The following is a 13004-nucleotide window of genomic DNA, read 5'->3' on the forward strand; positions in this document are numbered from 1 at the left end:
GTCTATAATGCAATTTAAACATCCTGAAATTTTATATTTCTTATTTCTATTAATCATTCCCATCTTAGTTCACCTTTTTCAATTACGAAAATTCAAAAAAGTCCCTTTCACTAATGTTGCATTTTTAGAGGATTTAGTAATTAAAAATAGAAAAAGTTCACAACTAAAAAAGTGGCTGATTTTATGTACTCGTTTAGTATTAATAACTGCTCTAGTGTTAGCTTTTGCTCAACCGTTTTTTAGTAATGAAAGTGTAGATACAGAAAATCATGTTGCCATTTATTTGGATAATTCTTTAAGTACTAATTCGAAAGGCTCTAAAGGAAATATCTTAAAGATTGCTAGTCAAGAAATTGCAGAAAATATTACTCCAAATAATACATATTCACTTTTAACCAATTCTAATATTTATCAGAATATTTCTGGGGATGAATTGAAGAAAATCGTACTAAACACAAAGAACTCTGTTCAAAGTTTATCAATCAGCGACGTTTTACTAAAGCTATCAAATATTAATGGAGCAACAGAATATATTTTAGTTTCAGATTTTCAAAATATCAAAGATGAAGCCTTCAATACAATATCTTCTACTCTTTCTCTAACTCAAATATTACCAGAAAAAAGAGAAAATTTAGCAATAGACAGTGTGTATTTATCTACTAATACAAATGCAAAGAATACCATAAATATCAATATTAAAAATCAAGGTACATTAAAAGAAAATATTCCTGTAGCAATTTACAATGGTGAAGAACTGATAAGTAAACAAACTTTTGCTATTGAAAAAAATGCTGAAAAGACAATTTCTTTTGCTATTGAAGATATGAGCAATTTTAATGGAATTGTAAAACTTGATCATAATGACACTTTTGAGTTTGATAATGAATTCTTTTTTTCTATCAATTCTAACGAAAAAATTAATGTTTTAGCTATTGGAAATGATAATGATTTCTTGTCAAGAATTTATACTGAACAAGATTTCAAATTCACAAGCTCTACATTACAAAATGTAAATTACAGCACTTTAAATCAACAACAACTTATCGTTTTAAATGAAATCGACAAGCTTCCTGAAAGCTTGCAAAGAAGTTTAATTGATTACACAAAAAATGGTGGAAGCATAGCAATTATTCCAAATGCAAAATCAGAGTTTAAATCGTACAACAGATTACTAGAACGTTTAGGAGTTGGGAGATTATTGAGTAAGAAAATTGATTCCTTAAAAATCACTAAAATTAATTTTAACCATCCTTTATTTAAAAATGTTTTCGATAAAAAGGTAACAAATTTTCAGTATCCTACTACAACAACTACGTTTAACACAAAGATGAATAGATCTAGTAGTGTTATCGATTATGAAAATAATGAACCTTTTGTACAAGAAATAATTTCTTCTTCTAGTAAAGTATATTGGTTTTCTTCTCCTTTAAACAAAGAGAAAAGTAATTTTACCAATTCACCGTTAGTTGTGCCTGTATTTTACAATATGGGAAAACAGAGTTTAAAGCTGTCTAAATTATATTACACATTAGCTCAACCTAATACTATAGAAATCGCTACTCAATTAGAAAAAGATGATATCTTAACAATTAAGAACACCAATAATTCTTTTATTCCATTACAACAAACTTTTCAAACGAAAGTAAAATTAAGCACTAATGAATTACCTGATAGTAAAGGCTTTTATACCATTGAAAAAGGAAATTTAAAAATTCAAACTATTGCTTATAACAATCCTTCTATCGAAAGCTCACTAAACTATTTAAACATCCATAGTTTGAAAAAGGAAAATATTAGTGTAAATAACTCTCTAGAAGATAATTTCAAAAAAATTGAAGATAAATACAAAGTTCATTGGTTTTGGAAATGGTTTTTAATTCTTGCCATTGTATCTTTGTTGCTAGAAATTTTGATTCTAAAATACTTTAAAGTATGATCACGCTTTTAAAATCAGCGAAAATAATAGATCCTTCAAGTCCTTTTCACAATAGCGTAAAAGACATTTTAATTTCAAATGGTGTCATTACTGAAATCAGTGATACTATTGATACCGAAGAAAATTACAATACAATAACTCTTGATAATTTACATGTTTCTACTGGCTGGTTTGATACTAGCGTTAGTTTCGGTGAACCTGGTTATGAAGAAAGAGAGACTATTGAAAACGGACTTTCAGTTGCAGCTAAATCTGGCTTCACACGAGTGGCTGTAAATCCAAACACACAACCTATTACAGATTCTAAATCTGCTGTAGAATATTTAATTCATAAAGCTACTAACAAGGCAGTAACACTCCATCCAATTGGTGCTTTAACACAAAAATGTGAAGGTATTGAAATGGCAGAATTGTATGATATGCAACAATCTGGAGCTATTGCTTTTAGTGATTATAAGAAACCAGTAGAAAATGACAACCTTTTGAAAATCGCATTGCTTTATGCTCAAAATTTCGATGGTTTAGTTTTAAGTTTTCCCAAAAACAAGAAAATCGCTGGTGAGGGTGTCGCACATGAAGGTGTTAATGCAACACGATTAGGTTTAAAAGGTATTCCTGCTTTAGCAGAAGAAATTCAAATTGCTAGAGACTTATTTTTATTGGAATATACTGGAGGAAAATTACACATTCCAACCATCTCTACTAAAAAATCGGTAGCACTTATTAAAGCAGCAAAAAGTAAAGGTTTAAATGTTACTTGTAGCACTGCTGTACACAATCTTTTATTAACTGATGAAAAATTGATTGGTTTTGATGCTAGAGTAAAAGTAAACCCTCCATTACGAACAGAGGAAGATCGTTTAGCTTTAATTGAAGGTGTAAAAAACGGAACTATCGATATCATTACTTCAGATCATAATCCTATTGATATTGAAGAGAAAAAAGTAGAATTCTCTATTGCAAAAGATGGAACTATAGGTTTAGAAACTGCTTTTGGGGCATTAAATTCGATTTTTGATTTAGAAACTATTGTTACATGTTTAAGTACAAATCCTAAATCTATCTTTGGAATTGATAATACTTCTGTAACTATTGATTCTAAGGCAGAGCTTACTCTGTTTACTGCAGAATCAGAAATTGTTTTTAATGAAAATGATATCCTATCAACTTCAAAAAACAGTATATTTATAGGTGAAAAACTTAAAGGTAAAGCGTATGGAATATATGCTAACCAACAATTAATTTTAAACACCTAATCTATAATGAAGAATTTAACAACGATCGAGCAAGGAAAAACTAATGCTATTATTAGTTATATTACTATAATCGGAACAATTATCGCTTTCATCTTAAATAGTTCTAAAAAGAATTCTTTTACGAGCTTTCACATTAGACAAATGATTGGTTTAAATCTACTTTCACTAATCAATAGCTGGGTAATTTATCGATTTTTTGGAGGAATTGCCTCTTGGACTATTTCTGCTTTACTAGCCGTACTATGGTTTATCGGACTTATGGGAGCTATTAATGGTGAAGAAAAAAAAGTTCCTGTTTTTGGAGATTATTTCCAAGATTGGTTTAAAAGTTTATAATATTTAATGAGTTTATTTTATAAGGAGAGAGCACCGAAAGTTGCTCCTGAAAATCCGAATGTTTTAATTTTACTTCACGGATATGGAAGTAATGAAGACGATTTATTTTCTTTTGCTGAAGAATTATCAGATGAATTATTAATTATAACTGTTAGAGCTCCTTATGAAATGGGCTATGGAGGTTATGCTTGGTATGCTATAAATTTTGATGCAAATAACGATAAATTTTCAGATACGAAACAAGCTAGTGAATCTGTTGATAAAATTGCTGCTTTTATTGATGAAATAAAGGCAAAATACAACACTAATAAAACATTTTTACTCGGATTTAGCCAAGGTGCAATTTTAAGTTACGGATTAAGTTTACGTTATCCTAACAAAGTTCAACACGTAGTTGCATTAAGCGGATATTTATTAGAAGACTTAATTCCTAAAGAAATTTCTGCAGATATTACAACAGATTATTATGTTTCCCATGGAATCGTAGATCAAGTAATTCCTTTTGCTTGGGCTAAAAAGACTCCAGATTTCTTAAATAAACTGAATTTACAAAACGAATTTCATGAATATCCTGTTGGGCATGGTGTTGCTCCTCAGAACTTTTACAGTTTTAAAGACTGGATCGATAAGAGGTTATAATCTTAGTATAAGCAATTTCTATGTTTAATAAATTCTTTTAAACAGAGATATAGCTTACCTTTGCACGTGATTAAACTTAGATAACTACTATCTTTTTAACCTAAATTTTTTTATATGGATATTTTCACTCACCAAAATGCTTATATATGGTTTGTTCCAATTTGTGCTTTAGCCATTGGTGTTGAGATGTATTTTAGCTATAAACGAAAAGCTAAAAATTATGAGTTTAAAGATGTTTCGACCAACGTATATTTTGCGTTAGTTAATGTCTTTTTAGACACATTGATGTATGCTACTTCGTTTGTGGTAATGGACTTCTTCTACGATTATCGTTTTATTAATTGGGAAGGTACTGGATTTTTATACTGGTTTATAGCATTTGTTGGTCAAGATTTCTTGTACTATGTACATCATTATGTAGATCATCATTCAAGATTTTTCTGGGCTGTTCATGTTACACATCATAACTCAGAATACTATAATATTTCTACAGGATTCCGTTCACCTGTTCTACAGCCATTTTATCGCTTTATGTTTTTAATTCCTTTAATTTTAATAGGAATTCAACCATTACATATTATGTTTGCTTATGCGATGAATCAGAATTATGGTACTCTATGTCACACGAACTTTATAAAACCAACAAAAAGAAAAGGATTTGTAGGTTTTTTACTAAAAGCTTGGGAATATATATTTGTTACTCCTTCTCATCACAGAGTTCACCATGCTTCTAACATAAAATATTTAGATAAAAACATGGGAATGTTTTTAATTATTTGGGATAGAATATTTGGTACATTCCAAGCTGAGGAAGAGGAAATGGAATACGAAAAATTAAAATTCGGATTAACAAAACCTTTAGATGATAAAGGACCTGTTAATATCATTTTCCATGAATGGAAAGATATTTTTAAAGACTTTTTTCATAATAAAAAAGATTTGCCTTTAGGAACTCGTTTGAAATATGTTTTTATGCCTCCAGGTTGGAGTCATGATGGAAGTTCTAAAACTAGTAAAGAACTTCAAAGAGAATTAAAGTTAGATAAATAATAATAAAAAAACGCTACAGAAATCTGTAGCGTTTTTTTATTATTACAGTTTTTGGTTGATAAATTATCCTAAAATTTGCTCTGCGTGAGCTTTAGTTTTTACTTTAGCGATAACATCAGTTAAAACACCATTTTCATCAATTACAAACGTAGTTCTGTGAATTCCATCATATTCTTTTCCCATAAACTTTTTTGGTCCCCAAACTCCAAATGCATTAATTACAGATTTATCTTCATCAGCTAACAAAGGAAATGGTAATTCGTGCTTGTTAATAAAGTTTTGTTGACGCTTTGCACTATCTGCACTTACTCCTAAAATCTCATATCCTTGCGCTTGAAAAGTTTCATAATTATCTCTTAAGTTACAAGCTTCTGCTGTACAACCAGGCGTACTTGCTTTAGGGTAAAAGAAAACAACTAACTTTTTTCCTTTGTAATCCTCTAATTTGATAGTATTTCCAGCTTGATCTTTAGCTTCAAAATTTGGTGCGTTATCTCCTATTTTAAGTGTTGTCATAATTCGGTATTTTTGTTAAGTAAAAATACTGAAAAAATGAACAAAACAGAAAAAGTTCAGTTTGTAATTGATACTTTAGAGCGATTATATCCAGAAACTCCTATTCCTTTAGATCATACAGATCCTTATACATTATTAATCGCCGTTTTAATGTCTGCTCAGAGTACTGACGAACGTGTAAATAAGATTACACCTTTACTCTTTGAGCGTGCAGATAATCCTTATGATATGATACAATTATCTGTTGATGAAATCAGGGAAATTATAAAACCTGTTGGACTTTCCCCCATGAAATCGAAAGGAATTTATGGTTTGTCTCAAATTTTAATAGAAAAACATAATGGAGAAGTTCCGAAAAGTTTTGAAGCCTTAGAAGCACTACCGGCGGTCGGACATAAAACAGCTAGTGTAGTGATGGCTCAAGCATTTAACATCCCTGCATTCCCTGTTGATACACATATTCATCGTTTAATGTATCGTTGGAATTTATCTAACGGAAAAAGTATTGCACAAACAGAAAAGGACGCAAAACGTTTATTTCCTAAAGAAATTTGGAATAAACTACATTTACAAATTATTTTTTATGGTAGAGAGTATTGTCCTGCAAGAGGTTGGAATTTAGATAATGATATAATTACTAGTGCAATTGGAAGAAAAACTGTAATTACAGAATACAACAAAAAGAAGAAAAAATAAAAAAGCTCCAGTTCACACTGAAGCTTTTTCACTCTTAATTCAAATTCAATTCAATGAGAACATCGTTATTTGTTCTTACTGTTTTGAAGCTTTTGGAAAAGTTTAATATAAATTGTATTGTTGATTTTTTTGGGTTCATCCTAAAGTCGGATGATCTTTCAGAGTAAATTTGTGCCATATAAGTAATTTATCGTTTAATTACTAATAATAACGCTAAACTTTACAATTTATTACTGGTTCACTAAAATTATTTTATTCTTATCAATTAATTTTCTGATATTTATCAAAGCATAACGCATTCTTCCTAATGCTGTGTTTATACTTACACCCGTATTTTCAGATATTTCGTTGAAACTCATATCCATATAAATTCTCATTTTCAACACCTCTTTTTGTTCTTCAGGAAGTTCTTCTATTAAATTTTTCACATCTAATAAAATCTGATCTTTTATAATGCGCTTTTCTGCATTTAAAGCATCATCACTAATAATTGAGAAAATATCGAATTCATCTGAGTTATTAAAAAATGGCATTCGATTATTCTTTCTAAAATAATCAATAACTAAGTTGTGGGAAATTCGCATCACCCAAGGTAGAAACTTTCCTTCCTCGTTATAATTTCCTTTTTTAAGGGTTTTAATTACTTTAATAAAGGTATCTTGAAATATATCTTCAGCAACATCTCTATCTTGAACTTTGCTGTAAATAAAACTAAAAATACGTTGTTGATGCTTTTTAACAAGAAATTCTAGTGCGATTTCTTTACCGTTAATATACTCTTTAACTAAAACGCTATCGTCAGATGTTTTTCTATACATAACTACTACTTTAACAGAGATAATACTATCTCAATTTGGGAATTACATTAATTTTTTAAAGTAGTTTTACTGTATAGGCGTATGATATTTAAACGGTTACATAAAGCGCAAATATATTTTTTTTATATCAAAATACAAATTTTAAATCATTTAAATTTTAAAATTTATTGAAAATTATCTTCATTTTACTTTCTTCTAGATTATAACTTCACTCGTAAAATCACTATTTTTGATGTTTATTTTTGAGTTCATGAAAGTAGACATTACTAAAGTAAATCCTAAAGAGAATATCATCATAAAAGGAGCATCATTGCATAATTTGAAAGATATTGATGTTGTTATTCCTAGAAATAAACTTGTGGTTATAACCGGACTTTCTGGGTCGGGTAAATCTTCATTAGCTTTTGATACTTTGTATGCAGAAGGCCAGCGTAGATATGTAGAAAGTTTATCTTCTTATGCTCGACAGTTCTTAGGAAAACTAAACAAACCGAAAGTAGATTATATTAAAGGGATTGCTCCAGCTATTGCCATTGAACAAAAGGTAAATTCTACGAATCCAAGATCTACTGTTGGAACTTCTACTGAAATTTACGATTACATAAAATTATTATACGCAAGAATAGGTAGAACCTTCTCTCCTATTTCTGGAAATGAAGTCAAAAAACATACAGTAACCGATGTTGTAAATCACGTAAAATCATTAAAAGAACAAACAAAACTTCTTTTAATTGCTCCAGTTGTTCTTCCTGAAAAGAGAACTATTGAATCTTTATTACAAGTTTTAAAACAACAAGGTTATGCCAGAATAAAATACAATAACAAGGTTTATCGAATTGATAAATTTCCTATTGAAGATTTCAAAGGAAATAGTATTGATTTAGTAGTAGATAGAGTTGTTGTTCAACACGATGAAGATTTCTACAACCGCTTAGCTGACGCTATTCAAACAGCTTTTTTTGAAGGAAAAGGATTTTGTTATATTGAAAATTTAGAAACAGAAGCTAAAACAGAATTTAGTAATAAATTTGAGTTAGACGGTATTACTTTTTTAGAACCAAATACACATCTTTTCAGTTTTAATAATCCTTACGGAGCCTGTCCTACTTGTGAAGGATACGGAAATGTAATTGGCATCGATGAAGATTTGGTAATTCCTAACACAGGTCTATCTATTTATGAAGATGCAATTTTCCCATTTAGAACAGATGCCTATAAATGGTACAAAGAAAATTTAATTTTACATGCAGATAGTTACAATATTCCAATTCACAAACCTTGGTTCGAACTTACAGAAGAACAACAAAATTTAGTTTGGGAAGGAACAGATAAATTCATGGGAATTCATCATCTGTTTAACGAATTAGAAGAAAAAAGTTATAAAATTCAGAACAGAGTTATGTTATCTCGCTACAGAGGTAAAACTAAATGTCATGAATGCGACGGAAAGCGCTTAAGAAAAGAAGCAAATTATGTTCGTGTAAGTGGTAAAACAATTTCTGATTTGGTAAATCTTCCGCTTGACGAATTGAGCGTATTCTTTAAATCTATTACCTTAAATGAATATGAAGAGAAAATAGCAAAACGATTATTAACTGAAATTAATAATAGACTGCAATTTTTAACTGATGTTGGATTAAGTTACCTTACATTAAATCGAACATCTAATACATTATCAGGAGGAGAAAGTCAACGTATTAACTTGGCTACTTCTTTAGGAAGCTCGTTAGTTGGTTCTATGTATATTTTAGACGAGCCAAGTATTGGACTTCATCCAAAAGATACAGAACGTTTAATTAAAGTTCTTAAAAACTTACGTGACCTTGGAAATACGGTAATTGTAGTTGAACATGATGAAGATATCATGAAAGAAGCCGATTACATTATCGATATTGGACCAGAAGCTGGAACTCACGGAGGAAAAGTTGTAGCAGAAGGAACTTACGATGAACTAATAAAATCGAAAACTCTTACTGCTGAATATTTATCTGAAACCCTGGAAATTGAAGTTCCTAAACAACGAAGAAAAACTAAGAATTTCATTAAAATCTTAGGAGCTAGAGAGAATAATCTTAAAAACATAGATGTAACTTTCCCTCTAAATAACTTAACTGTAATCACAGGAGTTTCTGGTAGTGGTAAAAGTACACTTGTAAAAAAATTACTGTACCCAATTATGCAGAAGAAATTAATTGGTTATGGAGATAAAATAGGTCAATACACAGATGTTGAAGGAAGTTATGAAAACTTAAAGCACGTAGAGTTTATCGACCAAAATCCGATAGGTAGATCATCTCGATCAAACCCTGTTACTTACATAAAAGCTTACGACGATATCCGTAAACTTCTATCTACACAGAAATTATCTAAAATTAGAAACTATCAACCCAAACACTTTTCTTTTAATGTAGAAGGTGGTCGTTGCGAAGTTTGTAAAGGCGAAGGTGTAGTTACTATAGAAATGCAATTTATGGCCGATGTGCATTTACAATGTGATCATTGTAAAGGTAAACGCTTTAAAAAAGAAATATTAGAAGTTAATTTTGAAGGAAAGAATATTGACGATATTTTAAACTTAACTATTGATGATGCAATTGACTTTTTTACAGAAAATGGCGCAATTAAAATAGCTAAAAAATTAAAACCTCTTCAAGATGTTGGTTTAGGATATGTACAATTAGGGCAATCTTCTTCTACTTTATCTGGTGGTGAAGCGCAACGTATAAAATTAGCTTCATTTTTAATGAAAGGAAATACAAAAGATAAAGCCTTATTCATTTTTGATGAACCTACTACAGGATTACATTTTCACGATATAAAGAAGCTTTTAGCCTCTTTTAACGCCTTAATTGAAAAAGGACATTCAATAATTGTTATTGAGCATAATATCGACCTTATAAAGTGTGCTGATCACATCATAGACCTTGGTATTGAGGGTGGTAAGAAAGGTGGTAACTTAATTTTTGAGGGAACGCCAGAGGGTCTCACAAAAGAAAATCAGTCATTAACTGGAATTTTTATTAAAGAAAAGTTAAAAAATTGAAAAAATATTTTTATTTTACTTTAAAATTTAACATTTATGAAGATGTTAACCCCGAAAAAAGGCAGATTATTAATAGCAGAGCCATCAATACTTAATGATGACTCTTTCAAAAGAACAATAGTACTTATTACAGATCATTCAGATGCAAGTTCCGTTGGATTTATTCTGAATAGACCAATGCAATATGTTCTAGAAGATCTAATACCTGATATTGAATGTAACTTTACAATTTATCAGGGCGGACCAGTAGAACAAGAAAATCTATATTTTATCCATAGAGTTCCGCATCTTTTAACAGATAGTATTGAAGTTGCAAACGGCATATACTGGGGAGGAAATTTTGAGTCTTTAAAACAACTTTTAAATGAAGATTTAATTAAACCCTCTGATATTAGATTCTTCTTAGGATATTCAGGTTGGGGATCCCAACAACTGGAAAGTGAATTAAACACTGAATCTTGGTTTATCTCTGAAAATGATTTCAATAATATTTTCATTGAAGATGAAGAAGCTATTTGGAAAAACAAATTACTTCAAAAAGGAGGAAAATATAAAATCTGGGCAAATGCACCAGCAGACATAACTATGAATTAATTTTCCTTCTCAGATTGTTATTCCCTTAAATTTACTAAGTTCATTCTTAGTTATGCTACTTCAAAGTCCTTCAGATAATTAAAAATAAAAGAATCTGATCTCTTTTATTCAAAAAAACGGTTTGTTTGTTCGTGTGTTTAATACATTGTATATATTAGCGGAAAAATAATACTCATGTTAAGCAAAAGTTTTTTATCATTTATTTTACTATTAGTAATTTTTTCATGTGATTCACCGAAACCAAATCACAATGCTATTGCTGAAGAAGAAATTCCAGAATGTAAAATTATGATTGTTTTAGGAGATGATAGAAGTGGTTCATCTGAAAGTATTCAAAAATTAAACAAAGACGATTACAAAGCAATTGTAGATGTAATTAACGAAAATGGAAGTGGTTATTTTACTTCTACAATTATAGGAAACCCTGCTCCTAACTCTAAAGAAATTTTCAGATTAAAAGTAAGTGCTTTAAAACCTTATAAAAATATTTTAACTTCAGAACACCCGACATTATCGGAGCAAGCAAAACAAAAAAAGTATAACGATAAGATAAAAGCTAAAAATGAAAAAATTAAGAAGAAAAATGCTTCTAAATTAAGTAGTTTTTTATCTAAGACTGTACAAAATTCAATTGTTGGTTATAAGCCTTACAAAGGAAAAGATATTACCAATATTGATTTAGCTTTCGAACATATTAATAAACTTTTAAGAGAACCAAAAGTTGAAGATTATGACAAAGTAATGGTTGTGCTTTTTACAGATGGTGTTAATGAACCTAGAAGATCTGGGAAGATTGAAAAAATTAAAACCAAGCTTGCTTTACCAGATAATGCTGAGTTATTTTTAATTGGTTGGAAAGACACGTCTATTTTTGAAGGATTTGAATTAAACGAATTTGAAGGTAAAGAAGGCTTCTTTAGCTATCTTGAAGACTTTGATTGTATATAAAAACTACTGTTATGATTATAAACTGGGACAAACCGTCTACTGATGAATCTGAAGATCTTTTTAAAATTTCTGATGAATTAGCTTCAAGAGCAAACTCTGCATCTAAAGTAGCTAGAGATACTTTTGATATTTTAAAACCTAATGAAGAAAAATTAAGTCAATGGGATAAAATAATGTCTAATGCATATGTGGTTCCATTTACTATTGCCTTTATTGTTATCTGTATTTTAGAATATTACTTTAGTAGAGAAATTTATAGAGATATTTTACCACAAGCTCCGTGGGTAATTGGTGTAGGAATTATTTTTATTTCTATTGTAATTGCAGAGTTGATGGTAGGTATGCTAAGTTCTCACACCAGAAATAAACGATTTTTTGAAGAGAAAAAAGTACCTTCAAACTCTGCAAAACCAGAATCTGATATAAGAAAAGGAATTGTAAGAGATGTTAGAATTCAATTTTTTGTAGGTAGTACATTATTTTCTGCGATTGGTGTCGCTATATATTATTTCTCTAAAGAGCGTGTTGCCAGAGAAATTTCAGCTGGAATTAGAGAATCAATTTTTGGTATTCAAGATGTTTTACCTGTACTTTTTTATGTACTTGAAGTACTGGCAGGATTGTTTGTGTTTTATTTATTTAAAAGATCTGTTTTAGCTTTTAAGAACTATAGAAGTCGAAAAAAATATCGTAAAGAAGTAAATAACGCCAGATCTAATACAAGTGAATCCTGCAAATATTTTGATGATGCTGAAAAAAAGGGTTACAATACTTTTTTAGATGATGTAAGTAATAACATACACTTAGGTTTTTACAGAAACAAACATCAAAATACTAACGAACAACATTTAAAATATGTAAATGAGCCAGAAAAAGAACTACAAGGCTTTAAAGCATTATTTAAAAATGCAGAAGGTACACCAATACAAGTAACTATAGATGCATTAACTGAATATAAATTCAGAGAAAGTAAAACTAGTAATACTGAAGGTGTTATTGATATGAACTTTAACTCATATCCTGAAGATCAAATTAAGCAATTTCGAGTTACTTATTTTGATGTGAATAAAGAAAAAATAGTTGACGAAATATCTGGAAATTATTCTCTAAACAATGATATTCCTTATGAAATCATCTTAAAATAAATTAAAAAAAAGAGATCTAAAAATATT

At 29.5% G+C, this 13004-nt stretch carries 12 protein-coding genes; 10 read left to right on the forward strand and 2 right to left on the reverse strand.

The window, feature by feature from the left end; genetic code table 11:
* Positions 1–7 precede the first annotated feature (7 nt).
* The 5 genes from AQ1685_RS13500 to AQ1685_RS13520 all read left to right on the forward strand — a co-directional run bounded on the left by AQ1685_RS13500 (position 8) and on the right by AQ1685_RS13520 (position 5217).
* The gene (locus AQ1685_RS13500) at positions 8–1936 is read left to right on the forward strand and encodes a BatA domain-containing protein (RefSeq protein WP_095072981.1); all 1929 of its coding nucleotides are present in this window, start codon (positions 8–10) and stop codon (positions 1934–1936) included.
* A complete protein-coding gene (locus AQ1685_RS13505) occupies positions 1933–3192 on the forward strand; it encodes a dihydroorotase (protein ID WP_095072983.1) in 1260 nt (419 codons plus the stop codon). Before AQ1685_RS13500 ends, AQ1685_RS13505 begins: the two co-directional genes overlap by 4 nt.
* A gap of 6 nt (positions 3193–3198) precedes the next feature.
* Positions 3199–3528, forward strand: coding sequence for a DUF4870 domain-containing protein (locus AQ1685_RS13510; RefSeq protein ID WP_095072985.1), 330 nt, complete (start codon positions 3199–3201; stop codon positions 3526–3528).
* Between the two features lie 6 nt (positions 3529–3534).
* Positions 3535–4167: an alpha/beta hydrolase gene (locus AQ1685_RS13515; RefSeq protein ID WP_095072987.1), complete on the forward strand. Its 633-nt coding sequence runs from the start codon at positions 3535–3537 to the stop codon at positions 4165–4167.
* Between the two features lie 114 nt (positions 4168–4281).
* Positions 4282–5217, forward strand: coding sequence for a sterol desaturase family protein (locus AQ1685_RS13520; RefSeq protein WP_173862361.1), 936 nt, complete (start codon positions 4282–4284; stop codon positions 5215–5217).
* A gap of 63 nt (positions 5218–5280) precedes the next feature.
* On the opposite strand, the gene bcp is transcribed toward AQ1685_RS13520, so the two are convergent.
* Entirely contained in the window at positions 5281–5733 is a 453-nt protein-coding gene (bcp, locus tag AQ1685_RS13525; protein ID WP_095072988.1) for a thioredoxin-dependent thiol peroxidase, read from the reverse strand.
* 36 nt (positions 5734–5769) lie between these two features.
* On the opposite strand from bcp, the gene nth reads away from it, so the two are divergent.
* On the forward strand, positions 5770–6429 hold the full coding sequence (gene nth, locus AQ1685_RS13530) for an endonuclease III (RefSeq protein WP_095072989.1): 660 nt from the start codon (positions 5770–5772) through the stop codon (positions 6427–6429).
* Positions 6430–6659: 230 nt separating this feature from the next.
* On the opposite strand, the gene AQ1685_RS13535 is transcribed toward nth, so the two are convergent.
* The gene (locus AQ1685_RS13535) at positions 6660–7247 is read right to left on the reverse strand and encodes an RNA polymerase sigma factor (RefSeq protein ID WP_095072990.1); all 588 of its coding nucleotides are present in this window, start codon (positions 7245–7247) and stop codon (positions 6660–6662) included.
* A gap of 250 nt (positions 7248–7497) precedes the next feature.
* Here AQ1685_RS13535 and uvrA point away from each other — a divergent pair, with 250 nt between their 5' ends.
* The 4 genes from uvrA to AQ1685_RS13555 all read left to right on the forward strand — a co-directional run bounded on the left by uvrA (position 7498) and on the right by AQ1685_RS13555 (position 12977).
* Positions 7498–10290, forward strand: coding sequence for an excinuclease ABC subunit UvrA (uvrA, locus tag AQ1685_RS13540; protein WP_095072992.1), 2793 nt, complete (start codon positions 7498–7500; stop codon positions 10288–10290).
* A 36-nt stretch (positions 10291–10326) separates the two neighbouring features.
* Positions 10327–10884: a YqgE/AlgH family protein gene (locus tag AQ1685_RS13545; protein ID WP_095072993.1), complete on the forward strand. Its 558-nt coding sequence runs from the start codon at positions 10327–10329 to the stop codon at positions 10882–10884.
* A 174-nt stretch (positions 10885–11058) separates the two neighbouring features.
* A complete protein-coding gene (locus tag AQ1685_RS13550; RefSeq protein ID WP_095072995.1) occupies positions 11059–11832 on the forward strand; it encodes a hypothetical protein in 774 nt (257 codons plus the stop codon).
* 11 nt (positions 11833–11843) lie between these two features.
* Complete coding sequence (locus tag AQ1685_RS13555; protein ID WP_157730225.1) at positions 11844–12977, forward strand: hypothetical protein; 1134 nt, start codon at positions 11844–11846, stop codon at positions 12975–12977.
* Positions 12978–13004: the final 27 nt, after the last annotated feature.

This window comes from Tenacibaculum jejuense (assembly GCF_900198195.1).
In the GTDB taxonomy this organism is placed as follows: Bacteria; Bacteroidota; Bacteroidia; order Flavobacteriales; family Flavobacteriaceae; genus Polaribacter; species Polaribacter jejuensis.